24 protein-coding genes and 1 tRNA gene are annotated in these 25672 nt (G+C 41.3%); 9 read left to right on the top strand and 16 right to left on the bottom strand.

Annotated elements, in window-relative coordinates:
• Positions 1 to 108: 108 nt before the first annotated feature.
• The 7 genes from GSQ19_RS23035 to GSQ19_RS23005 form a co-directional block, all read right to left on the bottom strand.
• Positions 109 to 618, bottom strand: coding sequence for a YceD family protein (locus GSQ19_RS23035; RefSeq protein WP_011320158.1), 510 nt, complete (start codon positions 616 to 618; stop codon positions 109 to 111).
• A 163-nt stretch (positions 619 to 781) separates the two neighbouring features.
• Positions 782 to 1300 (bottom strand): Jag family protein, encoded by a 519-nt coding sequence (locus GSQ19_RS23030; RefSeq protein WP_011320157.1) that lies wholly within the window; start codon positions 1298 to 1300, stop codon positions 782 to 784.
• Between the two features lie 3 nt (positions 1301 to 1303).
• The gene (gene yidC / locus GSQ19_RS23025; protein WP_011320156.1) at positions 1304 to 2446 is read right to left on the bottom strand and encodes a membrane protein insertase YidC; all 1143 of its coding nucleotides are present in this window, start codon (positions 2444 to 2446) and stop codon (positions 1304 to 1306) included.
• Between the two features lie 206 nt (positions 2447 to 2652).
• Complete coding sequence (locus tag GSQ19_RS23020) at positions 2653 to 3036, bottom strand: PH domain-containing protein (protein WP_011320155.1); 384 nt, start codon at positions 3034 to 3036, stop codon at positions 2653 to 2655.
• Positions 3023 to 3445 carry a ribonuclease P protein component gene (gene rnpA, locus GSQ19_RS23015; protein ID WP_011320154.1) on the bottom strand — a complete coding sequence of 141 codons (423 nt, stop codon included), beginning with the start codon at positions 3443 to 3445 and terminating at the stop codon, positions 3023 to 3025. The genes GSQ19_RS23020 and rnpA overlap by 14 nt, the downstream gene beginning before the upstream one ends.
• A gap of 25 nt (positions 3446 to 3470) precedes the next feature.
• Positions 3471 to 3605 (bottom strand): 50S ribosomal protein L34, encoded by a 135-nt coding sequence (rpmH, locus tag GSQ19_RS23010; RefSeq protein WP_010997562.1) that lies wholly within the window; start codon positions 3603 to 3605, stop codon positions 3471 to 3473.
• Between the two features lie 145 nt (positions 3606 to 3750).
• Complete coding sequence (locus tag GSQ19_RS23005) at positions 3751 to 4263, bottom strand: DUF2808 domain-containing protein (protein ID WP_011320153.1); 513 nt, start codon at positions 4261 to 4263, stop codon at positions 3751 to 3753.
• 731 nt (positions 4264 to 4994) lie between these two features.
• Between GSQ19_RS23005 and GSQ19_RS23000 the strand changes: the two genes are divergently transcribed.
• The 3 genes from GSQ19_RS23000 (at position 4995) to GSQ19_RS22990 (ending at position 7927) form a co-directional block, all read left to right on the top strand.
• Positions 4995 to 6152 (top strand): Re/Si-specific NAD(P)(+) transhydrogenase subunit alpha, encoded by a 1158-nt coding sequence (locus tag GSQ19_RS23000; RefSeq protein WP_011320152.1) that lies wholly within the window; start codon positions 4995 to 4997, stop codon positions 6150 to 6152.
• An 81-nt stretch (positions 6153 to 6233) separates the two neighbouring features.
• Complete coding sequence (locus GSQ19_RS22995; protein ID WP_011320151.1) at positions 6234 to 6527, top strand: NAD(P) transhydrogenase subunit alpha part 2; 294 nt, start codon at positions 6234 to 6236, stop codon at positions 6525 to 6527.
• Entirely contained in the window at positions 6524 to 7927 is a 1404-nt protein-coding gene (locus GSQ19_RS22990; protein ID WP_011320150.1) for an NAD(P)(+) transhydrogenase (Re/Si-specific) subunit beta, read from the top strand. The genes GSQ19_RS22995 and GSQ19_RS22990 overlap by 4 nt, the downstream gene beginning before the upstream one ends.
• 82 nt (positions 7928 to 8009) lie before the next feature.
• Here GSQ19_RS22990 and GSQ19_RS22985 read toward each other — a convergent pair whose 3' ends face one another.
• A complete protein-coding gene (locus GSQ19_RS22985; protein WP_011320149.1) occupies positions 8010 to 9107 on the bottom strand; it encodes a pentapeptide repeat-containing protein in 1098 nt (365 codons plus the stop codon).
• Between the two features lie 237 nt (positions 9108 to 9344).
• Here GSQ19_RS22985 and GSQ19_RS22980 point away from each other — a divergent pair, with 237 nt between their 5' ends.
• Positions 9345 to 10280, top strand: coding sequence for a DUF4351 domain-containing protein (locus tag GSQ19_RS22980; protein WP_011320148.1), 936 nt, complete (start codon positions 9345 to 9347; stop codon positions 10278 to 10280).
• A 401-nt stretch (positions 10281 to 10681) separates the two neighbouring features.
• Positions 10682 to 11404 (top strand): TerC family protein, encoded by a 723-nt coding sequence (locus GSQ19_RS22975; RefSeq protein WP_011320147.1) that lies wholly within the window; start codon positions 10682 to 10684, stop codon positions 11402 to 11404.
• Positions 11405 to 11498: 94 nt separating this feature from the next.
• Here the strand turns inward: GSQ19_RS22975 and ndk are convergent, their stop codons facing one another.
• Positions 11499 to 11948 (bottom strand): nucleoside-diphosphate kinase, encoded by a 450-nt coding sequence (ndk, locus tag GSQ19_RS22970; protein WP_011320146.1) that lies wholly within the window; start codon positions 11946 to 11948, stop codon positions 11499 to 11501.
• Between the two features lie 231 nt (positions 11949 to 12179).
• Between ndk and speA the strand changes: the two genes are divergently transcribed.
• Positions 12180 to 14195 carry a biosynthetic arginine decarboxylase gene (speA, locus tag GSQ19_RS22965; protein WP_011320145.1) on the top strand — a complete coding sequence of 672 codons (2016 nt, stop codon included), beginning with the start codon at positions 12180 to 12182 and terminating at the stop codon, positions 14193 to 14195.
• Between the two features lie 65 nt (positions 14196 to 14260).
• On the opposite strand, the gene GSQ19_RS22960 is transcribed toward speA, so the two are convergent.
• The 5 genes from GSQ19_RS22960 to GSQ19_RS22940 all read right to left on the bottom strand — a co-directional run bounded on the left by GSQ19_RS22960 (position 14261) and on the right by GSQ19_RS22940 (position 18785).
• Positions 14261 to 15430 (bottom strand): nucleotidyltransferase family protein, encoded by a 1170-nt coding sequence (locus GSQ19_RS22960; protein WP_011320144.1) that lies wholly within the window; start codon positions 15428 to 15430, stop codon positions 14261 to 14263.
• A gap of 387 nt (positions 15431 to 15817) precedes the next feature.
• Positions 15818 to 16642, bottom strand: coding sequence for a segregation/condensation protein A (locus tag GSQ19_RS22955; RefSeq protein WP_011320143.1), 825 nt, complete (start codon positions 16640 to 16642; stop codon positions 15818 to 15820).
• Positions 16643 to 17020: 378 nt separating this feature from the next.
• Positions 17021 to 17093 (bottom strand) — tRNA-Ala (locus GSQ19_RS22950).
• Positions 17094 to 17160: 67 nt separating this feature from the next.
• Entirely contained in the window at positions 17161 to 17889 is a 729-nt protein-coding gene (locus GSQ19_RS22945; protein WP_011320142.1) for an HAD family hydrolase, read from the bottom strand.
• Entirely contained in the window at positions 17886 to 18785 is a 900-nt protein-coding gene (locus GSQ19_RS22940; RefSeq protein WP_011320141.1) for a class I SAM-dependent methyltransferase, read from the bottom strand. Before GSQ19_RS22940 ends, GSQ19_RS22945 begins: the two co-directional genes overlap by 4 nt.
• Before the next feature lie 448 nt (positions 18786 to 19233).
• Between GSQ19_RS22940 and GSQ19_RS22935 the strand changes: the two genes are divergently transcribed.
• Positions 19234 to 20415 (top strand): RtcB family protein, encoded by a 1182-nt coding sequence (locus tag GSQ19_RS22935; RefSeq protein ID WP_011320140.1) that lies wholly within the window; start codon positions 19234 to 19236, stop codon positions 20413 to 20415.
• 66 nt (positions 20416 to 20481) lie between these two features.
• Here the strand turns inward: GSQ19_RS22935 and GSQ19_RS22930 are convergent, their stop codons facing one another.
• Complete coding sequence (locus tag GSQ19_RS22930) at positions 20482 to 20910, bottom strand: hypothetical protein (protein WP_011320139.1); 429 nt, start codon at positions 20908 to 20910, stop codon at positions 20482 to 20484.
• Between the two features lie 722 nt (positions 20911 to 21632).
• Positions 21633 to 23288 (bottom strand): IS5-like element ISAva5 family transposase, encoded by a 1656-nt coding sequence (locus GSQ19_RS22925; RefSeq protein WP_041455935.1) that lies wholly within the window; start codon positions 23286 to 23288, stop codon positions 21633 to 21635.
• A gap of 928 nt (positions 23289 to 24216) precedes the next feature.
• Here GSQ19_RS22925 and GSQ19_RS22920 point away from each other — a divergent pair.
• A complete protein-coding gene (locus tag GSQ19_RS22920; RefSeq protein ID WP_011320138.1) occupies positions 24217 to 25071 on the top strand; it encodes a hypothetical protein in 855 nt (284 codons plus the stop codon).
• A 182-nt stretch (positions 25072 to 25253) separates the two neighbouring features.
• Positions 25254 to 25646 carry a hypothetical protein gene (locus GSQ19_RS22915; protein ID WP_041456887.1) on the top strand — a complete coding sequence of 131 codons (393 nt, stop codon included), beginning with the start codon at positions 25254 to 25256 and terminating at the stop codon, positions 25644 to 25646.
• Positions 25647 to 25672: the final 26 nt, after the last annotated feature.

The raw sequence follows: 25672 nt of genomic DNA, 5'->3' as shown, positions 1-25672 counted from the left end.
CGCAGCTTCATCTTAATTTGGTATTAGTAGTAAAAACTTTAATTATAATTTTCTTCAGTACTAAAGTCTTTACTACAAACACTTATCCATTACATTGGCAAAATATTATTATCCAGGTAAATGTTTTTTCAGTGCCTTCAAACCAGACCAACGATTATCAATTCCTTGATCTGAACTTTCAGCGCTATTATCAGTTAAAATGCCCGGACAATTAATGTCACATAATTGACGTTGTGGCAACGCTAAACACATTTGTTCATACAACCATTCGCTGGGATAAAAATAACCATTAGGCGATAAGGTTTCTAGCAAATCTTCCATCGCTACTTCCCGTTCTAAGGGTAAGTTTTGCTCTTGCTCGACAGCCTCATCCAACCAAATAACTTCTTGAGTATCTACAGCTAAACGCTGATTGTACTGCTGTAAGCAGCGATTGCAGGTGCAAGTAATAATTGCTTCTGCCTTAGCCGAGACTTGCAGGTAATTACCATAATGCTGCACGCGGACAAGGCCACGTACAGGTGTCAAAGTCTCCAACCCTGGCAGAAACTCTTTAACTTGAACTTCCTCTGTCCGCTCCGGGGCTTTAGTTAGCTGCGGAATAAAGATTGCGTCCATAGGATTTGTAAAACATCATTACAAGAATTTATGTCAATTATCAGCAATTCTGCTGATAATCCATTTTTAGTTTAGCTTTTAGGAAGAATAAATATGCAGACTGGGGATTGGGGACTAGGTAAAATATGTGTTTTCTAACCTCTAGCCTCTAAATTCTAGCCTCTCATAATTCATTCACAGCCGGACGCACAACTAAATGACGATGGGGTTCTTTACCACGGCTAAAGGTTTCTAAATCGCCAAAGTCTTTTAGGAAAGTGTGTACTAAACGCCGTTCCGCAGAACTGAGGGATTTAATCTCTACTTCTTGACCTGTAGAACGTACCTGCTCGGCGGCTGTTTCTGCGATTTGTTGAATTTCGGCTTGTCGTTTAACCCTATAACCGTTCAATTCCACGGTGTAGGAAGCTTGTCCTTCCTGGGGTTGATTGATATTGAGAGTGGAATTAACTAAATACTGAATTGCATCTAATACAGAGCCATCAGCACCAATTAAAGTTTGAATTTGCTGTGGGTTTAAATTAGTTGCGTCAATTGTCAACCAGTAACCATCTGTTTCTTGGGAATCTTCATTGTGAGATTGAGCAGTTTCTACACTACCGTGAATCTCAGCTGATACCCCAGTGAGTTCCAGCAGTGATTGTAACCACTGCTGACCTCTCTGCATGGGATTATTGCTCATTTATTAACCTGTGGTCTTTTTCTTGGAACTTTTTGGCTCAAAAGGTAATGTCTTTTGTTCAGCCTGCGCTTGTTTTTCCTGAGTTTCTACAATTTTTTGTATTTCCTCTGGTAAAGGTTCGCGGGAGAGGATATAGGTTTGTAAGGTTTGGAAAACGTTACCAATCACCATGTACATGAGTACACCAGCCGGCAGAGGGAAGAACAAAAACATCCCAGAAAAGATCACGGGAGTGATTTTGTTGACCGTATCCTGTTGAGGATTCCCACCGCTAGAATTTTGCCCAGAAAGCATTTGGCTAAAGTACAGGCTGATACCAAAGAAGACGATCATTCCCACGATATCCCAGTGGATGGTGTTATCTGGGTCGATTGCGCCTACTCTACCTAAAGCATCAATGAATAAAAATCCTTTATCTGCCGCTAGTCCGGGAATTGTACCTTGAATGGTGACATCTCCTGGCTGTAAGGCTTCTATATTGCCCTCGGCATCGATTTTAATTCGGTCTTCACCCTTGGTAATTTTCCATTCAGGCGACAGTTTACTCTCTGGGTGTTCGGCCAGTAGAACTGGGAATGGTTTACCCTCTAGGGTCTGATATTGAATTTTAGTTTTTTCGCCTACCGCTAACTTATTACCACCAGGGAGGATGGCTGTAACTTTGGTATGCTCCCCATCGGCAATGTAAATATTTTGGGGGGGAGTGGCGAATGCTTGAGGTTGGATACGTTCGATTTGCTCAGAGGGGAAGATTTGCAGGTTAACAGAGTAATTAACTCCAGCAAATGGTGAACCCCGCAAAGTGGCAAACAGAGCCAACAGGACTGGCATTTGCAGCAGTAACGGCAAACATCCGGCTAAGGGGTTGCCAAACTCCTTTTGGACGTTCATCATTTCTTCTTGCTGCTTTTGCGGATCATCCTTATAGCGCTCTTTAATTTCTGCCATCCGCTTTTGCATGAGGGGTTGCACAATTCGCATTTTCCGCATATTGCGAATTTGACCAGCACTCAGGGGATAGAGCGCGAAGCGGATTATCAATGTTAAGGCAACGATCGCCAATCCATAGCTCGGCACAACGCTATAGAAAAAGTCTATGATCGGCAACATGACGTTGTTCGAGAGAAACCCGATACCAAAATCCATTATTCTGAATTCAACCTGAGGTACTGTAAACTGAACTGAATCTAATTTATCTAAATCGGGATGACTGTGGGACTATCTTCTGCTACGGATAGCCGCACAAGATGATAAATGGGGAGTAGTGAGTAGTGTTTGGTAATGGGGAATTTTCTGAATTTTTTATTTTTTATAAGCAAATCTTCTATTCCCTACTCCCCACTCCCTATTCCCTACTTCGCAGTATATTGAGGATTTCTGGCAGCAATTTTGTCATTAATGTAGTCATAAACTTCGCGGAAATTGGGAACAGCCCGCAGTTCTAAACGACTACCGTTTCTTAAAGTAACTACCATATCTCCCCAAATCCCAAGACCACGGGGAACTTTGACTATCTTGGTAATTTCTGAATAAATTACGTCTGAGCGATCGCGTCCCATCCAACCACCCATTACAGATATTCTGCGATCGGTGATGCGGTAGCGTAACCATAATGCTCTCACAATTGCTCCAACTGCTAAGGGAATACCTACAACAGTTAGTCCAACTAGTATATTCAAAATTAGATCCCCAATGTGGGGGCCGCCTTCATAATAAACTTCTTCACGAATGCCCATGTAATACCTCAGTTTGTGCCAACAACTGCTCTAATTCTTGCAGAAATTGCTGGCTTCCGCACTTACTTTCTGCGGCTGTTGGCTTCACAATTACTACTAATTTCCACCCTGGTGCTAATCTCGGCAATAATTGCTGCATGGCAGCCGTAATTTGCCGTTTTATGCGGTTACGCACCACCGCTCTCTTACTAACTTTGGTACTAATCGAAACACCAATAAGCGTACTAGGTATATCTTGTACGTCATCTGCTGGTTGGGTTTTGGCGGCAGTATCCAAAGAAGACTTTTTGGCAGATGACGGTTTTAATGCTCGCAATGTGAAATGAGAGCTGTTTCGTCTCAGCCCTTCTCGGAAAACTGCCTGAAAATCATGCCGGGATTTTAATCGGTTTGCTTTGGGCAATGCCACAGCTATTCTTTGCGCCTAAAATACCCTACACGCTCAAACGATGACGACCTCTCTTTCTTCTGGCTCTGATGACGTTTCTGCCATCGGGAGTCCGCATTCTGGCACGGAACCCAGAAGTTCTTTTTCTCTTACGGTTTGTCCCACCAAGCGTTCTCTGCATACTTTTGTCCTCTTAGACGATTTTTTATAAAAAATCACAATCTATTATCTTATCACTGTGGATAGTTAATAGTCTATAAAGAGGTAATTAGGGAGTAGTAGGTGCTGAGTCAGCATTTCTCCCTAAATTACCTTTATCTTCTCAATTAATTGATACTTAAAATCCAGGTTCCCAAGTATCGTAGTAAGGGGACATCTCCCGGTGAGAGAATTTGACAGTTGAAGTAAAAAGTTCCACCAAATGCTGGGTTACGTACATTGGAAAGGACTAACTCTACTCTGCTACCTGCTGGTACTGGCTCTTCTGGGAAAATCTCCAACAGACGACCTTCTTTATCCCATTTCACTTCGGAGACAGGAACTTTTTTGTCTCCAACTCTGATTTCAATATCTTTGGTATCAAAGCTTCCTTTATAGTAATCCGGGTAGGTAATGGCAAATTGAGCAGCTGCCAATTTCATTTTCTGGGCAGGAATCCTTAATATATATCTATCCCAGCTATTGCTCTGTCCACCAAAATCTAAACGAAAGGGTAGCTGATTTTCGCTTTTAACACCACTAAATAATGTAAATCCAGGTAGACTTTGTGCCGAGGTAATAGTTGGTAAACCGGCTATTACACAACTAGTAACGGCTAAAGCTGAAAGTAAACGTTTCATAGTTAGGCTCCTCCACCAAGGTAATTTTATAGATATCACGAGACTTACGTATAAAAGCACTCAATCCAGGTTTTACGTAAGGTTTCTGTTAGTTTTGCTTCATGTGATACACTTTAGACGTTCAGTGGAGGCAAAAAGTGCCATTTTTTCTGGAATCACAACTGTTGGTAAAAACACTAGTACTTAAAGTAAATAGAAACACACTTAATAAGTGATTTTGTTTCTAAATATGTACAAGTGTATCTTAATTTAGGTTGTTTGTTATAAAAATTGAGCTATCTAATTAGCGATCGCCTGTTAAGTTGAGATAGATTAGTAAAAATCAGCTTAAATCATATCAATAACCATTCAAAAAATAACTAAACATTTGTTAGAAAACAATCAAGCTAAAAAAATATAAGTTTGCTGAATATTGCGGTATGTAATAGAAAAGAAACATAAAAATTTTGCAATCCCGAAAATAAGCTAAAGAGAAGGATAAAACTTGGGGTATCAAAATAGAATTTGCAATATGTAAGCGATTGGCAACTATCAGCAAATTGGAAATTTTGCCAGATGCTCAGAAAAGCTTTGTCTGTTGCATCACCAGAGTCAAGGGGAACGCTCAAGTTTCAATCAAAAAGGAAAATCAATTTTTCATAGCTCAAAGAAAGAGCCATGAGTAAATGACATTCCTCATAAGCAAAGTTGCAGATTTTGCAGAGATTAGGTATTTATCTTCAGGAGATTTCATGAGAATAGCCGTTGCTAAAGAAATTGAAGTTTGTGAACGACGTGTAGCCTTAAATCCTGACACGGTTGCCCGATTGGTAAAACAAGGTTTAGAGGTTTGGGTAGAAGCAGGCGCAGGAGAGCGATCATTTTTTGATGATGCTGCCTATGTAGCAGCAGGAGCAACAATTGTTGGTGATGCTGGTAAATTATGGGGCGAAACAGATGTTTTGTTGAAAGTTAGCCCACCACAAGAACGGGAAGATGGGCGCTTAGAGATTGATTTATTACGGGAAGGTGCTGTTTTAATTAGTTTTCTGAATCCCTTGGGTAATCCGGTAGTGGCGCAGCAACTAGTGAATCGTAAAGTCACAGCCTTGAGTATGGAACTGATCCCCAGAACTACCAGGGCGCAATCGATGGATGCTTTATCTTCACAAGCGTCACTGGCGGGTTATAAAGCGGTATTAATTGCGGCGGCGGCGTTACCAAAATATTTCCCGATGTTGACAACTGCCGCAGGGACAATTGCCCCAGCTAAAGTATTTATTATGGGTGCTGGTGTTGCAGGATTGCAAGCGATCGCCACAGCTAGACGTTTGGGCGCAGTGGTAGAAGCCTTTGATATTCGTCCGGCGGTGAAAGAAGAAGTGCAAAGCTTAGGGGCAAAGTTCGTCGAAGTCAAACTCGAAGAAGAAACCACAGCCCAAGGTGGCTATGCTAAAGAAATTTCTGAAGCCAGCAAACAGCGCACCCAAGAAGTCGTCGCCGAACACGTTAAAAATTCTGATGTAGTCATTACAACTGCTCAAGTACCAGGTAGAAAAGCACCAGTGCTAGTTACAGCCGAAATGGTTGCACAAATGAAACCTGGTTCAGTGATTGTAGATTTAGCGGCTGAACAAGGTGGTAACTGTGCTTGTACCGAACCCGGTAAAGATATTGTCTGGAATGGGGTGACAATCATCGGCCCGATTAATCTCCCTTCATCAATGCCAGTCCACGCCAGCCAATTGTATTCCAAGAACCTCACATCTTTGCTGCAATTGCTCATTAAAGATAAAGCATTACAAGTAGATTTTACCGACGACATCATTGATGCTGCTTGCATTACTCACGCTGGGGAAATTCGCAATCAACGTGTCAAAGATGCGTTGCAAGCTGTGGTAGTTCGCTAATAGGTAATAGGTAATAGGAAAGATAAATCCCTAATACCCAATTACCAATTACCAATTACCAATTACAAAAAGGAGTTTTAAATGACAGAGGCATTAATTGCAGCTTTGTTTGTATTTGTGTTGGCATCTTTTATCGGCTTTGAAGTCATCAACAAAATACCACCCACTCTACATACACCCTTAATGTCAGGCTCAAATGCAATTTCTGGCATTGCTGTGATTGGGGCGATAGTAGCAGCCGGAGAAAGAAACACCAATTTATCCGTAATTCTGGGTTTGATTGCCGTTATTTTGGCGACAGTCAACGTAGTCGGTGGGTTTCTCGTTACCGACAGAATGTTGCAAATGTTCAAGAAGAAGGAGATTAAGGCGTGAGCGACTTTTTACCAACTGGAATACAGCTGACGTACTTAGTCGCTGCATCCTTATTTATTCTGGGTTTGAAAAAATTAGGTTCTCCGGCGACAGCGCGTAACGGGAATGTAATTGCGGCTGTGGGGATGTTGTTGGCAATTGTCGCCACAATGTTAGATCAGCACGTCCTCAATTATGAAATGATTTTGTTAGGTTTAGCGATTGGTTCAGGTATTGGTGCGATCGCTGCCTACAAAGTCCAGATGACAGAAATGCCCCAAATGGTGGGTTTACTCAACGGTTTGGGCGGTGCGGCTTCCGCATTAGTAGCGGTGGCTGAGTTCTGGCGGTTATTGGATGCTGGCGCACCCGTACCCTTAGATGTCAACATTTCCATGTTATTGGATGTGTTGATTGGTGGTGTCACCTTCACAGGTAGTTTCCTCGCCTTCGCCAAATTGCAAGGATTAATTAGCGGTTCGCCAATTACCTTTCCTTTACAACAACCATTTAACCTCTTGCTTTTGGGTGCTTATCTAGCAGGAAGTGCCTATTTAATCGTCACACCAGATAGCTTACCCGTCTTTTTAGCAGTCGTTGCAGTCTCCCTAGTTTTGGGCGTGATGTTCGTCATCCCCATTGGTGGGGGAGATATGCCGGTGGTAATTTCGCTATTGAACTCCTTATCAGGTATCGCGGCGGCGGCGGCTGGTTTCGTGGTGATGAACAATATGTTAATCATCGCCGGTGCATTGGTGGGGGCTTCCGGTTTAATCTTGACGGAAATCATGTGTAAAGCCATGAACCGTTCCCTATTTAGCGTGCTGTTCAGCGCCTTTGGTTCAGGAAGCGCTACTGGTGGTGTTGGGGCTACTGGTGCAACAGATCAAACGGTCCACAGCATCGATCCCGAAGAAGGGGCGATGATGTTGGGTTATGCCCGTTCTGTGGTAATTGTCCCTGGTTATGGCATGGCTGTAGCTCAAGCACAGCACAGTGTGAGAGAATTGGCAGACCAACTAGAACGGATGGGTGTTGATGTTAAGTATGCCATCCACCCCGTTGCTGGCAGAATGCCCGGACACATGAATGTGTTGTTAGCTGAGGCGAATGTGCCATACACCCAGTTGTATGACATGGAAGATATTAACCCCCAATTTGAGCAAGCAGATGTGGCTTTAGTGATTGGGGCGAATGATGTAGTCAATCCGGCGGCGCGGAGTGATACCGCTAGCCCAATTTATGGGATGCCCATTTTGGAAGTTGATAGGGCAAAGCACACTATTGTAATTAAGCGCGGGATGAGCGCAGGTTTTGCCGGTGTAGATAATGAGTTGTTCTACAAAGATAAAACCACAATGCTGTTTGGTAGTGCGAAAGATATGGTGGCGAAGTTAGTTTCAGAAGTGAAGCAACTTTAGGGAATTAAAAATAATTTCTAGGTTTACTTGCCTTGGGGGTGTGATGCTTCTGAGGCAAGTTTTTTCAGAGACTATTTCGAGCCTATAAATTATTTGTACTAGTTATAGTTGTGTTTCTTAAACCTATTTGTTTGCGAAATTCAGGGTCGTAGTGGGCTTTCTCGCAATTAATTGCTTTGACAATTTGATTTGGATCAAGGTTTTCTGCTTTGTATAAGTGAGCCTCTAAAAGGTTTGCTACTACTAAGTAAGCATCTTTGAAATTAACTCCATCAAGACTGGTGTAACTGAGGTTAGTATGACCTAACTTAGCGCTCGTGAGATTTGCTCCATTAAGGATACTGTCAAATAAGTTGGCATCTTTAAGATTAGCATTGCTTAATTTGGCTTCTGTTAAGTCAGCTTTTTTAATAACAGCTTTATCAAAGATAGAGTTCTCAAGTTCTGCTTCTACAAGGTAAGCATAGCTGAGGTTAGCTCTGCTAAAATCCACTTTTTTTAGGTTAGCTGAACCAAGTTTAGCTCCCCTAAGATTACTGCCACTCAAATCTAAAGAATTTAATTCTTCTGTTTCAGGATCTTTGCGTCTACCAATAACAGTCAGAACTGCTTGAATATCTATTGGTAGTGGAACAAAAGATTCGTCTTCTAAGTTGTTTACTGTATTGTGAGGGTATTGATAAGGAGACTTTTCTCGCACATAAGCCGTGAGAATTTCCATTATCTGCAAGTAATCTTGCTCAGAATCTTTTGAAATTCTTTCTAGTAAATAAATTGCACCTAAGCGAACATGAATATCTTGATGCCCCAACATATCAACGGCTTTGGCAAAACGTTCTGTAAGTTGTTTATCTTGTATAGCTTTTAGGTTTAATTCAGCAACTTTTGCATCTGCTATTTGTTTATTTTGTGCGGTTGTTAAGTTACCCTCGGCAACTTTTAAGTTCCGCCACGTAAAATAAGCTGTACTCAGGAAAAATAATCCTCCGAAACCCTGGATTATGGTGACACGATAAGCATTAGCGACTTCAAGACGCTTTGTACCGGTAAGCTTTGCATTGTCAACTGTCCAACGAGGAAGAAATATCGCTGTTAAAAGACCAGAAAGTCCTAATAGAGGTAATATGAGTTCTAGCTTCAGAAAAAATAGAAATTTATTACTACCTTTTGTTTTATTCATAGAAATATGCAAAATTATTTATATGAAATGAAATACGTATTATCTATCTTGGCATAATTCCAGCTTGAAAGATTTTTTGTGCGGGAAAACTCAAGTAAGTAAAGTTACAGCAGTTATTTCTTTTAATATTACCTTTTTCTCTGTTCCTATGAGGTTCACTAAAAAAAGATCACACTTAACCTAAACAGCTATTTGGGATGTGCTTAGTCCCACCAGTAACATGATATAAATTTAATCATGATAGACCACGATCGCCTATTTAAAGAACTATTAACTACCTTCTTCTGGGAGTTCATCGATTTATTCTTCCCAGAAATAACCGCTTATTTGGAACGTGACACAATCACCTTCATTGATAAAGAAATATTTACCGATGTTACTGCTGGCGAAAAATATGAAACTGATTTAATAGTAAAAGCCAGATTTAGAGAGCAAGAATCGTTTTTCCTAGTACATCTAGAACATCAAGCGTATTATCAAGAGGCTTTTGATTTGCGGATGTATCGCTACTTTGCCAGATTGTACGAAAAATACGCCCTGCCAGTTTATCCTATTGCTCTATTTTCTTACGCTCGCCCCAAAAAAGCCGAACCAAATTTTCATCAGGTAGCATTTCCCAATAAAGTTGTCTTGCAGTTCAACTATGATGTTATTCAATTAAATCGGCTGAATTGGCGAGAATACCTGCAACAGCAAAATCCCGTCGCTAGTGCGCTGATGGCTAAAATGAACATAGCACCACAAGACCGCCCCAGGGTAAAATCTGAGTGCCTACGTCTTTTAGCTACGTTGCAGTTAGATCCAGCGCGAATGCAGTTAATTTCCGGGTTTATTGATACATACTTACGCCTAAATGCCCAAGAAACAGAAATTTTTCAGTCTGAAATTGCACAATTTGAACCAACTCAACAAGAGGTAGTTATGCAAATCGTTACTAGTTGGATGGAGGAAGGAATACAACAAGGGCTGCAACAAGGACTGCAACAAGGGCTGCAACAAGGAGAATTGAAAGTCATTCAACGTCTATTGACAAGACGAATTGGTACAATTACCCCTGAATTACAAGAGCGTGTACGGGGATTATCGTTAACTCAGTTAGAGGATTTAGCTGAAGCCTTACTAGATTTTTCTACTGAAGCTGATTTAGTGACTTGGTTGCAACAGCAGCAGTAAGATTGTATTTCACCATGCGATCGCTCTCTTTGTTCATTCGCACCCTCTGTAGTTTGTGGAAAAAGTGATCGCTAATTTGACGAGTGAGTCAGATTTAAAATAATTGCTAATGTTTAAGAAAGAAAATTTTTAAAATATTTAATTTTTGATAACGCTTTTTTAATTTATTTTAATTCATTTTGAATTTTGAATTGATTCATGATTTCTCCGTGTTTTCCGCGCCTCTGGGTAAACTAAAAAAGTGACACTTGCGGTAAACCACACAAACCCGTAGATTCTGGACTTACCAGAACTCACCCCCTACAGGTTAAGCTGGATAAAAGTAGCAATTTGTTGCACTTTCTTATATGAGATTGGCTATTACTGCTAATTTTTAATTTTCACTGCTTGAGAAATCTGGAATGCTAGACCGAATTTTTGACTACCTGCACTTTCATATCAGCGTTGAAGCGCCTATAGTCCTGCTGATATTAGTATTTCTAGAGGCGGTACTATCAGCAGATAACGCGATCGCCCTCGCTGCGATCGCCCAAGGGTTAGAAGACAAGAAGTTGGAACGCCAAGCCCTCAATATTGGTTTGGTTGTTGCCTATGTGCTGCGAATAACCTTATTGTTGACTGCCACTGAGGTACAAAAGTTCTGGCAATTTGAACTTCTGGGTGCGGCTTACCTACTATGGCTGGTATTTCAACACTTTACCTCAGAAGAAACTGAAGACGACCATCACCACGGCCCGCGTTTTGCTAACCTGTGGCAAGCGATACCCGTGATTGCATTTACCGACTTAGCCTTTTCATTGGATAGCGTGACAACAGCGATCGCCGTATCTCAAGAAACTTGGCTAGTAATCACTGGGACAACTATTGGTATTTTCACCCTGCGATTTATGGCAGGATTATTTATTCGTTGGTTAGATGAATTTGAAAATCTAGAAGACGCAGGTTATATCACTGTAGCGTTAGTAGGTTTGCGTCTGTTATTGAAGGTCGTCAACGATGATTTTGTCCCACCAGAATGGTTAATGATTGCGGCGATCGCCCTAATATTTACCTGGGGCTTTTCCAAGCGAACTGTCATTGAATCACCACAAGTAGAAGTGGAAAAAAGTGAAGTATCGAAGTAAAGGGATTGGTGATTGGGGATTGGGGACTGGGAAATGAAAACTAGTGACTAGAATATTTCATTCAGTACTCCCTAACTCCCCACTCCCTAACTAATTACTCGTGCAACCAAGGTGTTAAATGGGGTTGCCAATTGACTAATTCTGCATCTGTAAACCATAGGCTTACTTCTTTTTGTGCGGTTTCTGGCGCATCAGAACCGTGGATGAGATTGCGACCGATGTTAATGCCAAAATCGCCCCGAATTGTTCCGGGTTCTGCTGTCAGAGGATTGGTCGCACCAATAATTTTTCTCGCAGAAGCAATCACGCCATCACCTTCCCAAACCATCGCTACCACCGGGCCAGAGGTGATAAATTCCACTAAGCTAGGAAAGAATGGTCTTTCGCGGTGTACGCCATAATGTTGTTCAGCCAATTCTTTACTGACTTGGAGGAACTTCAAACCCACAAGGGTAAAACCTTTTGTTTCAAAGCGACGGATAATTTCTCCAACCAGTCCACGCTGTACGCCATCAGGCTTAATTGCTAAGAATGTGCGTTCCATTACTATCTCCCAAAGCTTAATAAAATTTTTATTTGGTCAAGAGTCCATAGTCAAAAGTCCATAGTCCACAGTTTAAGCGTTTCTGCTAATGACCAATGACCAATGACTAATGACTAAGTAAATACTGACCAATCAGAGTTTATCTCAGAAATTATCTCTGAGTGCATATCAGTTCTTATACGAATGCGTTAAATTGTTTATTCGTGGGTGAAACACAGAGGTCAGGAAGAAATGGGTGTTGAGTCAACTGCTACATCTGACGAGGTGGTAAAAGTACCAGCCAACGGGAACAAGTTGGAGGGGAAAAATCACAAGCAGAAAAAGCTGCTACCAACGAATGCGCCAGGAGATGTATCTCGCGCTTGGAAGATTGAGGACAGCGAAGCTTTATACCGGATTGAAGGTTGGGGACAGCCTTATTTCTCGATTAATGCGGCTGGTCACGTTACTGTTTCTCCCAAAGGCGATCGCGGCGGTTCTTTGGACTTGTTTGAATTGGTCAATGCTTTGAAACAACGCAGTTTGGGTTTACCCTTACTGATTCGCTTTTCGGATATTTTAGAAGACCGCATTGAACGCTTAAACGCTTGTTTTGCCAAGGCGATCGCTCGCTACAATTACCCTGGTGTATATCGTGGCGTGTTTCCTGTCAAGTGCAACCAGCAACGGCATTTGATTGAAGATTTAGTGAGATTTGGCAAGCCACATCAGTTTGGTTTAGAAGCTGGTTCCAAGCCGGAGTTAATGATTGCTTTGGCGTTATTGGATACCCCTGGATCTTTGCTAGTTTGCAACGGCTACAAAGACCGGGAGTATGTGGAAACGGCCATGTTATCCCAAAGACTAGGCCAAACACCAATCATCGTCCTAGAACAGGTGGAAGAGGTCGATTTAGTGATTGCGGCTAGTCACCAATTAGGCATTAAGCCGATTTTGGGGGTACGGGCAAAATTAAGCACCCAAGGGATGGGACGCTGGGGTACATCCACAGGCGATCGCGCTAAATTTGGCCTGACAATTCCCGAAATCATCCAAGCAGTTGATAAGTTACGTGATGCTGACTTGCTGGATTCTTTGCAATTAATGCACTTCCATATTGGTTCGCAAATCTCCGCCATCAATGTCATTAAAGATGCCATCCAAGAAGCTAGCCGGATTTACGTGGAGTTAGCATCCTTGGGGGCTAATATGAAATATCTGGATGTTGGCGGCGGCTTGGGTGTGGATTATGACGGTTCCCAGACGAACTTCTACGCCTCCAAGAACTACAATATGCAGAACTATGCCAACGACATCGTGGCAGAGTTAAAAGATACCTGTGCAGAGAAACAAATTCCCGTACCCACACTGATTAGTGAAAGCGGTAGAGCGATCGCCTCCCATCAATCGGTACTCATTTTCGATGTTCTCAGTACCAGTGATGTCCCCCGCGATAACCCAGAACCACCAAAAGAAGGTGAATCCCCAGTTATTAATTACCTGTGGGAAACCTATCAATCCATCAACAAAGAAAACTATCAAGAGTTCTACCACGACGCTACCCAATTCAAGGAAGAAGCCATTAGCCGCTTCAACTTGGGCATTTTACGCCTGCGTGAACGAGCCAAAGCTGAACGTCTTTACTGGGCTTGTTGTCAGAAAATTTTAGACATTATTCGTCAGCACGATTACGTACCTGATGAGTTGGAAGACCTAGAAAAAATCATGGCTTCTATCTACTACATCAATCTTTCGGTGTTTCAATCAGCACCAGATTGCTGGGCGATCGATCAACTGTTCCCAATTATGCCCATCCATCGCCTAGATGAAGAACCAACGCAGCGAGGAATTTTAGCAGACCTCACCTGCGATAGTGATGGCAAAATTGATCGCTTTATCGACTTACGGGATGTCAAATCTGTGCTAGAACTGCACCCCTTCCAACCGGGAGAACCCTATTATATGGGAATGTTCCTCAATGGTGCTTATCAGGAAATTATGGGGAACTTACACAACTTATTCGGCGATACCAACGCCGTTCATATCCAATTAACACCCAAAGGCTACCAAATTGAACACGTAGTCAAAGGCGATACCATGAGTGAAGTGGTGAGCTACGTCCAATATGACTCCGAGGACATGGTAGAAAACATCCGCCAACGTTGCGAGCGGGCGTTAGAAGAAAAACGCATTACCTTAGCCGAATCCCAACGCTTACTCCAGACTTACGAACAAAGTCTCAGAAGATACACATACTTAAATAGTTAGTGGTCAGTGGTTAGTTGTCAGTTGTCAGTAGAAATTGCAACTGACAACTGACTAATGACTATTGACTAAATTGCGTTTGTTCCCAACAATTCGGCGATCGCTTGCCGTTCCACTGGGGTATGTTCTGGCGGTGTTTGCCGCGCATCGGTAATCAGCCAATCTAAGGCAGCAGCTTGCACATCAATGGCAGCTCCTGTTTTATCAACACAGTAACGCCCGAACACCAGTTTATCTACTAGCCTGGCTCCATGCCCTAATCGTGACCATTCAAAGATGACACTGTTATCAACAGTAGCTTCACCACATATCCAGCAATTGGGGCCAATCATCGCCGGGCCGACAATTTTCGCGCCATCTTCGATGCGAGTCATGCCACCAATGTAAACGGGGCCAGTGATATCTACTTTGTCCCAATTCACCGCCACATTTAAGCCAGTGTAGATGCCAGGGGCAACCTCATGACCGGGAATCTGCACATTCTTGATTTCCCCTTGTAACACGCCGCGAATTGCCCGCCAGTAGTCTGGTACTTTACCAATATCCACCCATTCAAAATCCATTGCGATCGCATAGAAGGGCGCACCAATTTCTACCAGTTTGGGGAATAGTTGACCACCGATGTCATACTCCACACCAGAAGGTATGTAATTAAACACCTCTGGCTCAAAAATGTAGATACCTGTGTTGATATTAGTACTGAGTGCTTCTTCTATCGATGGTTTTTCTTGGAAGGCTTTAACCCGACTATTCTCATCAGTGACGACCACACCATAACTAGAAACTTCTTCTTCGGGGACAGTTTTGGTAATGATAGTGGCGATGGAACCTTTGGATTTATGCCACTTTACTGCTGCCGTCAAATCTAAGTCAATCAAAGCGTCGCCACACAACACCACAAAGGTATCATCAAAAAATGGTGAAAAATCTTGGATGCGACGCATCCCTCCAGCAGAACCTATTGCTTCCCCTACCAACTTACCTTCATCATCAATTTTGCCTTCAAAAGAATAGGCAATCTGCACACCAAACCGTTGACCATCACGAAAATAGTTTTCAATTTCCTCAGCCAAATGGCTGACGTTGACCATAATCTGGTCGAAACCATGTTGACGTAAAAGTTCCAGTAAAAATTCCATCACTGGCTTTTGCAGGATGGGAATCATCGGTTTGGGAATCGTATAGGTAATCGGACGAACGCGAGTACCCTTACCTGCTGCGAGAATCATCGCTTTCATAAAGTTTATTCCTCAACCACAAGCCAGTTTACTTTCATTGTGTGATACTTAATCATCAGTTTTTTATTTCTGCTCTAAGTAACCCCTGACAACAGGGATAACAGGAATTTGTTGGTGATCGCAACCAGAGATATTAGGACTTAGGCAATTAGACTTTTCACCTTGGAAGGGTGTGAGGGTGTAGGGGTGTGAGGGTGTGAGGGTTTTGAACCCCTGAACCCCTGCACCTCTTGCCCAAAGCTTTGATTTTTCTTCTCCATACGTAAGTCCTAGTACGGTTAGATGACAAGCAATCAGTTATCTTTTTAATTTAATCGGATTTTTGGGTTTACTGATGCAACAGTCTGTAAATTCACAGAAGCTTCTATATAACTGTTCTCAATTGGTTCAGTTTATTGGTTGCTCCAATGATTGGTAGGTGTTTACTGAATCTGAAAGCAAGCGGATTCTCACCTCTTGATAAAATTCCTCCTGAACTAGCTCTACCTTAGATTGTGCCGATAATAGCAATAAAGCCCAGAACACGCTAACTAGGTCACTGTTTACCGATTCATGGGCTGATAATTGGTGTGATTGCTTTGTCTGAGTCCACAATTGTACGAGTTGTTCTAAATTTAAATAATTTTGTTCTAACAACAGTTCTTGGGCCGAAAAATGCAATACTTGTTCCAATTCACCAGCTACCTCCGTCAAATTTTCTTGGTGCGCTAACTCTAGCGCTTCCCGCATAGCTTTGACAGTAGGTTGACGTTTGGGACGTTCCGGTTTACTAACTTTTTGTACTAGTTTGAGTTGGTTCGCCATGATTTGCAATTGGGCGATCAACTCTTGCAAAGTGACACGGCGTTTTGGTGGGGGCATGGCGGCGGGTCGCCGTCGTAAAACTCGCTCTAAGGGTAAACGATGGGTTTGATGGAATAAGCTATCTCCATTCTCTGCTAATAGACTATCCTCAATATCTTCTAAATCTTCTGCTGTTGATAATTGCATCAAGGTATTGGCCTTGAATAATACCAGCATAGAGGCTGATAAAAAAGCCTGTCCAGATTGAGACAAGTCAGATTCATAACCTCTGGCAGTGGTCTTTGGTGTCATTAGTTCTAAATAACGGTCAATCACCTCAATAACTTTGACATCCCAAGGATCTATTTCTCCTTGTTCTGCTTGCTCAATTAAGAGAGTGATCGTTTCTAATAGCTCGGAAGCATCCATTCTGATTTCCGATGGTGTAATTTTTGCTCTCAGGTGTACAGAGAAGAAAATTTCCCTGTTTGTACATCTGGGTATCTGTAGTGAAAAGTACTTTTTAAATATAAGTACAGAGAAGAAGTTTTTTCTACGCCTACAGAATGGTGTATATAATAGCTAATTTTTCATCAAAAGAAAGATGAATTTTTGGGTTTAAGGCTTGGAAATAAATATACATTGTTGAGCTTTAATTACCGACGATAGGAATTTCACTATATGACTCTACTATCTATTGATGAGTTAAGAACTCTAATTGAAAATTCTCAAACACCATGCTTATCTCTTTATATGCTGTCCATTAAATAATTCTTTAAAACTGACAATAATTATTTAATATACAAATGGAGAATAGGGAACTCGAATCCCTGACCTCTGCGGTGCGATCGCAGCGCTCTACCAACTGAGCTAATTCCCCTTAGAGAGCTTGGTAAGTTGATAAAATTATGCTTACCTAGACTAACTTCATGCTATTAGACAATATTTTAACACTCACTCACGATCGCCTGAAATTCTCCGCCAGAAAATATTTTTTGGACTCGTTCTAGTTCCAAGTCACTCAGGTAATCGACAGTCCAGTTACAGCAGCGTTGTAACATATGGAAGGGGTATGTATTCGCTACGCCTACCACCTGCATTTGCGCTCGTTTAGCGGCTGCGATACCTGCTGGGGTATCTTCAATAGCCAAGCATTCCTGGGGTAAGAGATTTAATTCGGGATATTCTTGATTTAGGCGTTCCACTGCTAGTAAATAACCATCTGGTTTGGGTTTGCTGGTGGTGATGTCGTCGCCTGCAACAATAACTGTGAAGTACTCGGCTAGTTTAGCGCGGTTAAGTACTAGCTCTATTTCTTGACGAACTGCACCGCTAACAATGCCTAAATGGAGATTACGGGAACGCGCTTGATATATCAAGTCTTCTAGACCTGGATATATGGGGAGTTTTTCTAATTTCTCCACTTCCAGCACGTAAGCTTGAGCTTTACTGTTGAGTAACTGAGTTAAAGAATCATCGCTGACGACTCTACCACGATTTGCTAGCAATTCTTGAAAACAAGCGCGATCGCTCCTTCCTAATGAAGCTTGACGCTCTTGCACTTTTTGGGGTTGGAGATTTTCTTGAATGAGAATTTCATCGATCAATTGTAGGTGGATGCGCTCATCATTGATGATTACGCCATTGAAATCAAACAGAATTGCCTTTAAACTCATGCCACTATGCCAAAAGCTGGAGATTCTAGACCCTCCAAATTATTATTATCTATTGCTGCCATATATTGTCTTTCTTTTGCTTGGTTAGTATCTGTTGCCAAGATGGGTTTGATACCGCTAGTTACTTGATGTATCAGCCATAAATCTTCTGTCCGCACTTTGGCAAACCCAGCCGCACCCATCCGCGCATCTACACTATCAGCCGCATACTCACGGATGTAAGGCTCCTCAAAAATATCATTGAGCCAATTTAACTGACGTAGGCTTTTTTGATTTCCGTCGAGAATTATAACTTGTCCACCAGCTACCAACAGCCGGAAACATTCTTGTAATATTGCTTGGGATACCTCAACTGGTGTCTCATGGAATAACAAAGCAGCCGTCACCAAATCAAAGGAAGCATCGGGAAAGCTAGTTTTTTCGGCGTTCCCATGTCGCCAGCTAATATCTAAACCCCCAATTCTGGCTTTATCTTCCGCCCTCACCAACATATAAGGTGATAAATCCAAACCGATCACATCTGCTTGGGAAAAAGCCTGCTTTAACATTAATGTGGTGGAACCCGTACCACAACCTAAATCAAGTATGCGTCGTGGTTGGACTTTTACCGCATCAATTAAGGCTTGACGTACCAGCGTTTCATTTGGTGGTAGGACGTATTCCGTAATTGGGTCGTAGGTGACGGCTGCACTAGAATTGAGATATCCCCCCTCAATGCCGTGAAAATTATGGCTAGTGTAGTACGAGGGGATTATCACATCTGTTCTGCGGAAGCGATCGCTTTCTTTTTCCCAATCGATACTTTGAGCATAACGCCGCCACTTGTCTTCATCAATCAAAAACCGGACTACAGGCGATAAGAAGCTTTCCCAAATTGTTTTTGGACGTGTTGCCATAAAGTTGAGTTAGGCTCGGTCATTATTCTTTTAAATTCTACTGTACGCAATGTGCGACTTATTTTTGAAACCCCTCTCCATAGCTTGCTACTCTACGAGTTCTCCGCAGGAGTACCCGCAGGGTACCTCTCCCCTGAAACTGTAGAGATGTTGCATACAATGTCTCTACTTTGAATCTTACCCCCATTCCCTTGCAGGGAAGGGGTTGGGGGTTAGGTTTGAGAGAAAGTCGCAAACGGCGTTACTGTAGCTGTTTTTCCCTATTGGATGTACCCCTTTAGGGAAGCAAACTTTTGATAGCAGAAAAATTGCGGTTTTTTATCAAACATCCCTTGACACTCAAATTCGATTGTATTACAAATGTAACATATGTATTTTACAAATAAAAAAATGTAGTAGATCCTAATTTTTAATTTTCCTTCCTATTACCAATTACCCATTAAAAACTATGCCCTACGAAAAGTTAGAAATTAAAACACAAGCACCTGTATTATCTTGGGCAAATCATGAACTAGGTTCCGAAGAAACCAAGATGGCAAAAAACGTGGCATCGCTACCATTTGTATTTAAACACATAGCATTAATGCCCGATGTTCATTTAGGAAAAGGTGCTTTAGTTGGTTCTGTAATTGCCACTAAAGAAGCAATCATTCCTGCGGCGGTGGGGGTAGATATTGGTTGCGGTATGAGTGCAATTAAAACACCATTTACAGGTGAACATTTAGAAGGAAAACTCAAGAAAATTCGCCTAGATATTGAAGCCGCAATTCCCACAGGGTTTAATGAAAATAAAGAAGTAGAAAAATCGGTGGCTAACTGGCAACGTTGGCGCGATTTTTCAGACTTACATTCTGGTGTCCAAGACTTACAAACTAAAGCCATGAGACAAATGGGTTCTCTAGGCGGCGGGAATCACTTTTTAGAAGTTTGTTTGGATACAGAAAACCAAGTTTGGTTAATGTTGCACTCTGGTTCACGGAATATTGGCAATCAACTTGCTCAATGTCATATTAGTACCGCGAAAGAATTAGCAAAACTAGCAGGTAATAGATTACCTGATCCTGATTTGGCTTATTTCATCGCTGGTACACCAGAATTTAAAGCATACTGGAACGATTTACAATGGGCGCAAGATTATGCCCGTGTTAACCGTGATGTGATGATGGCGCGTTTTAAACGCATTGTTGAAAAACATCTTGCTGGTGGCAAATTAACTAAACCTTTGTTACAGGTAAATTGTCATCATAACTATGCTGAAAAAGAAGTACATTTTGATGAAGATGTGTACGTAACTCGTAAAGGTGCAGTCCGCGCTCAAACAGAAGATTATGGCATTATTCCTGGTTCAATGGGAGCAAAATCTTTCATTGTTAAAGGTAAAGGTAATGCCCATAGTTTTTGTTCTTGCTCTCACGGTGCTGGTCGTTTATTGTCAAGAAGTAAAGCCAAAAATGTCTATACTCTTGATGATTTGATTGAGCAAACCAAGGGCGTAGAATGCCGTAAAGATACTGGTGTTTTAGATGAAATTCCTGGTGCTTATAAACCCATTGATCAAGTGATGGAAAATCAAGCAGACTTGGTTGAAGTTGTCGCTACTCTCAAGCAAGTTGTTTGTGTGAAAGGGTGAGCTTTTTTAAAGGAGTTGGGGGGGATCAATAAGTGCTAACACTTCCTACCCCCCCCCAATTTCTAGCTAAATTTTCCCTGCGGCTTTTGTTCCATTTCCATTGTTATTGACACTAACAACAAATGATGAGCGATCGTCAGTATAATTTGATGATTCACCTCGTAACCCTTTGCGGCGCTGGTTTTTTGGCACACCTCCCGCCATACCATACTCTACGCTGCTTTTGCCGTATCGAGTAGCCACACCTAACAATATATGTTCTGTCATATCTGCTAACTGGCGTTCTGTTTCCAGCATTTCTCTGTATAGCTTATCAAGATTGGAAAGGGCGCTATTGTATGTATTTTCCTTATTTCGCATAGTCTCAATAAGATTTAAGAAAGCTGGTAAACTGAGTCCATTACCTAAATCTAAGTTTGGATCAATAGAGTTAACACTAGCCGCACGCCGCACTGCTTTTTGTAACGCCTGAGAGCTTCTTTTTCTACGAGCCATAAAATACACCTTGTTAGGTAGCGTAGTAATATTATTTACCTTAAAAAACTTCTGTATAGATCAGCCTGAGAGAATTTCAGCAAATATATAATTGCTTTTGCTACAAAGATAATGTTTGTCATAAATGCGTAATTGCCGAAAACAGAAAGCATTTACAACAAATGAGAAAGCAATATCTGTAATTGCTTGCGGAAAACACCAAAATGAATACGCAATCTAATGAAATGAGAAAGCATTTACAGCAAATGAGAAAACAATATCTGTAATTGTTTGCGGAAAACACTGAAATGAGAAAGCATTTGGTTTAAATGCTTTCTCATTTGAAAGATCACAGTAAATAAATTAAGCTATTACGCTTTTGAATTTAGTGTAGGTTGGGTGGAGGAACGGAACCCAACATTCTCAAGACTTTGTTGGGTTACGCTATCGCTACACCTAACCTACTATTCTCTACGGTGTACACACAAGTCTGATAACCTAGCCCCATAAAGTTTTGATCCCCCCTAACCCCCCTTAAAAAAGTGGGAACAAGAATCAAAGTCCCCCTTTTGAAGGGGGATTTAGGGGGATCAAACAACATTTTGCACCCAGCACAAAGATGTGTGTACACCGCAGCCTACAAGGAGAGAGGCTTTGATTCTTACTCCCCTTCCCTTGTAGGATACTGTTGGCGAATTGATAGAGGGCAAAACCAATCATCACAAAATAGAAAATCAGGAATACTATGAGGCAGTGGGAGCAATTCGAGCAAAGTGAGAAACGCGAGTCTGACTGCGTGGGACATGTTGCCACCAATCCCACATCCGACTGAAGTTGATAGCAGCAGCAGTAATGACATGCTGCAAGAGAGTTTTGGCAAGACCAATGTAGCGACAACGGCGTAATTGGTAGCGACCAGTAGCTTGGGAAATCAAGCCTTCAACGCCAGCACGTTGGTGATAAATTTGTTGAAAAGATTCAGTTTTTTGGCGAATGCGAGCATCATGTAATGCAAGATGTAGTTCCTGTGGTTTGAGGGTCAGAAGACGCGGTAGTTTTTTGGAGCGAGTGCATTTTGAGCGACTTGAACAAAGCGAACAATCGGATTTGTCAAATTGTATTTTGACTACTGGATTGTCATGGCTATCGACAGTTGTACGCCAGGACTTACTTTGTTTACCCATTGGGCAATCAACACGCATCAAATCCCAATGAATAGTGAAGCAATTTTGCTCAAAGCCGGATTGTGCTGTTGCTTGCCAACTAGTTCCGGGGGGAACTTTTCCTACTAAATCAACATGAAAATGGGATTGACTATCGACTAAGTTTTGAGCATTGACATAGCCAGTATCGACAACATGTTCTTGTGGCAAAAGATTGTTCTGGTTTAAACGAGAATGAATTACTGGTGTCATCTCAACATCCGCACTTGTGGCCACGGACGTTTCCACATTGATAATTAAGTTTGGCAGTATGGGGTGACAAATTTCTGTCAGATGCAGATTATAACCAGTCCAGTTGATTTCTCGCTTGCTGGAATTGCGTGCATCAACATCGTAAGGAGATTCAATCTGTAGTCTATTTGGTGGTAAGTTATCTTGTTCTCGCCAATAGACTTGTTGCAATTGAATATAGTATTGTTGCACCCAAACTATACGTAATGTTTCCACTGATGGAATCTGCCACAGCCAATTACAAGTTGAGTCTGCATACAAAGCGGATAGCAAATGATGACCATCCTCACCAATTTTTCGCCTCAATTTCTCACGTTCGGCTTTTGATTTGGGCAAGCGGTATTGCTCAAATCTCAGGGAGTAACGTTCAAACCAATCAACGTCAACTCTCGATTTGAGCCAATCAGGGGCAAAATAAGCCAAGTCATTTAAGGTATGACGTAAAGTTTCTCCCACTAATTCCAAACGATTTAACTGTCGTACTGCGGCTAATACGTGAGTTGAATCAGTTCTGACACGGCCGCGATTTTTGAGCCAACCTAGTTCTTGGAAACGAGCTAGCATTTGGTTGAGTAACTCTCGCTCTCGTCCTGCTTTGATTAATCGCTGACGAAATTCTGAAAGTACTGAATAATCAAACCCTGGGTCATTTAATTCCAACGATAGTGCGTATTTCCAATCAATATGACCCCTCACTGCATCCGCCGCTTGTCTATCCGTTAAACCTTCGATAAATTGCATTACTGTCACTAATGCCAGTTGTCCTGCTGATATTCCACTTTGACCACAATCTGCGCGGTAAAGTTTGACAAAATCCTCATCCTTATATAACACTCCTATTTCATCCCGCATCTTCATATATATGTTCCCTTTGGGAAATGAATTCCGGGCTACTTGCGCTGTTGTTTCAGGAATCTGCGACATATCACGCGGGTGCAGGGTCATAATCTTTGTAGATGCTACGCTCAATATACTTATTCTCTTTTTTCCACTGTTCCAAACTCTTGAGGGGCTTAACCCTTCAATAATTCGCCAACAGTATCCTTGTAGGGAAGGGGTTGGGGGTTAGGTCTGTATTTGATTCAACTGCAAATCGCTATATATACAAATTACTTAGTAACTGCATGATAAAAAAATTAATACTTCTGACTTTTACAGCTTGAAGTAGTTTGTTATACTACTGCCTATAATCACAGAACCTTGAAAACTTAATATTGTGTTTCCAATTAAACCTAAAAGTGTTTCTTTTAACTATCGATACGTAAGTTTTTAGCGGGGGTAGACCGATCCCTGAAACCCTTATTATTTCGTTGACCCCCGCTAATCGCTTACTGTACAAGGGTTTCAATAGGGTCTAATAGTCCTCTATTGTCAATAATTTGCGCTTGTTGACAGGTAAAATGTACCCCCCGCTAAAATGGCTATCTCTAACCCTCTCTAGATAAGGTTTCTGGAAGGGTAGGGTTTTAATTCCTTTACCCCTCACGGGGATGGAAACAATGTCCATTGGTGTATATACACCGTGAATGCTGGTTTTAATTCCTTTACCCCTCACGGGGATGGAAACAATAAACAGAATTCTGCCATCTGAAAGCAAAGTGTTTGTGCTAAAACAAAAAACAAAAGTAGTAAACACAGATAACTGTGCGCCTTGAAGATTTTTAAAAAGATTAAAAACGACCTAAATTTAAAAATTACCTCTAAAAAAGTTAAGAATTAAGTAATTTTGATGGCGAGACTTAGGTATAAATGTATAAATAAGACAACTTAATACCCATACTCCATCAACCCGAAATTGACTAGGTTAAAACTCTGCCTATTCACCTTAACCATCAGCTTGACTCTCAGTAGTTGCACACCTGAGAGACGAACGATGTTGCGGATAACTACCGAGAGATTTCACGACCAGGTAGTTGAAGCCATTACCTCAGTTAAGGAAATCTATACACTAAAAAATGTGCCATTAGACCCAAAACTATCTCGTGAGTTAATCACTCAACAACTGCTGACAGACCCTAGTATTAACTTTAGAGATATTCCAGAAATAGATAAAATTATCACCCAAGATGAAGAGACAAACAAACAACCATCAAATTTTGACAGAGAGTTAGATAATTTAACGGTTGAATATGACACAGCCTTAGAGATATTTCAAAATCTGGAAAACATAGATTATGGCAGTTCCCGAATAGTTTCTCAATCGGCTCAACCTGCAAGATGTTTAACAGTAAAAATGTTACTGTTAGCTAAGCAAATTCAAGAAAGACCGCCAAAACCAAACAATCCCCAACGGGTACTAATTAGCGTTCGACTACAACAACTTCGTAAGTTATATAAGAATCCTAATTCATCTTTATCCGCAGAAGAGATTAAGCGCCAAGTCGCGGAACAAATAGATGAATGGCTAAAAGTGAATGCGTTTGAACAAGCAGCTATTGAAGACACGACAACTAAACTTTTAATCGCTGCGGATACTGGAAGACAACTATCAAAATTAATTGATGATTATTCTCGTGTAAATTTTGAAGTAATTGCTGCTAGAGTTACCCAAATTATGGGTTTAACAACCGATATTACCAAGCGTAATTATAGCTCTACACGAACTAAGCTAAAAAATATAGAAAGATTAATCACAGAAGACAAAACCTTAAGAGAATTTATGACAGAGGTATCTTTCAAAAGACCACAGTCACAAATTTCAACATCGTCCTTATGTCAACGGTTTTAATTATACCAATTCAATTAATAATTGCAACGCATCCTTGGGTGAAGAAGAAGACGCGATTCATCGCGTCTCTACAAATGGTTTATTTGTTGGATTATTTTTTTAATTGGTATTACAATTCTCATCTAGTTTGTGTGAGGAAATATACTATATATAACGATATAAATAATAATCTAATGATTTCTATGTCTGACAATGATGAAATTCTCGATAAACTACAAACCATAGTTTTGCAACTACAGGTTGTCCCTAGTAATCAAATAGATGTACCCCAGCTAAAACAAATAGAAACAGATTTAGACAGTATTTTACCGCAACTTCAGTTTGAACTGACAGCCGCGAGAATGGATGGTAATTGGGAAGAAGCTAATGAGTTAAGGGAAGCATACGAAGAGTGTAACAATGCACTTGATCGCGTTAGGGCTGCAATTATTAAATCTACGATAATTGGGATTAATCAAGAAAATTTAACTGAGATGCGGAAGATATTAGATGAAGTGAAAGCTGCTTCTAAAACGCAAAAAAAGATAAAGTTAATTGTTTCTTCACTGCGCTTGGTGCAAAAGTTATTTAGATAATCGAGTGATTTAACATAAGTTTCATG

Source organism: Trichormus variabilis 0441, assembly GCF_009856605.1.
Taxonomy (GTDB): Bacteria; Cyanobacteriota; Cyanobacteriia; order Cyanobacteriales; family Nostocaceae; genus Trichormus; species Trichormus variabilis.
This window is presented reverse-complemented; position numbering and strand designations above follow the sequence as displayed.